The 639-nt window shown below is 67.1% G+C and carries 1 protein-coding gene; it reads right to left on the bottom strand.

Annotated features, from left to right (window positions below):
- On the bottom strand, positions 1–639 hold a 639-nt coding region (locus tag EN994_RS34265), incomplete at both ends, for a bifunctional riboflavin kinase/FMN adenylyltransferase (protein ID WP_164746567.1).

Genomic DNA, 639 nt, shown 5'->3' on the forward strand with positions numbered 1-639 from the left:
ACTGTCGTGCGTCTGCCAAAGCTGGCGACTCCGTCGTGAAGCGTGCCGTCGGCGCGGCGGAAGCGGACGGCATAGATGCCCTCCCTGAGTGCGGCTTCAGCCGACAGCCTCATATTCGCGGTTGGAAAGCCAAGGGTGCGGCCAAGCTGCTGTCCGCCGACCACCTCGCTTTCGACGGTGAACCGGTAGCCGAGCAGACCGGCGGCTTCAGCCACTTCACCCTCGCCCAGCAATCCGCGGATACGGCTGGACGACACCACCTCGGCGCCCTCGTCCCGGAACGCGTCGACGAGCGTGACGCCGAAGCCGTGACGCTCGCCGGCCGCCATCAGGTAGGCCGGGCCGCCCTGACGATCCTTGCCGAAATGGAAGTCGAACCCGGTTACGGCGTGAGTAATGCCGAGGTTCGTTTCCAGCACATCCGTCACGAACGCTTCCGCCGACAGCGAGGCGAAGTCGCGCGTGAACGGCTGCTCGACGAGCGCGGCAAAGCCCAGCAGCGACAGCAGCCGCGCCTTCATCGGCGGCGGCGTCAGCACGAACAACGGGATATCAGGCCTGAAGATCTTGCGCGGATGCGGTTCGAATGTCAGCACCAGGGCCGGCACGCCGCGCCGTCCTGCCTCCGCCGAGGCTCGC

The organism is Mesorhizobium sp. M7A.F.Ca.CA.002.09.1.1 (assembly GCF_003998555.1).
Lineage (GTDB): Bacteria > Pseudomonadota > Alphaproteobacteria > Rhizobiales > Rhizobiaceae > Mesorhizobium > Mesorhizobium ciceri.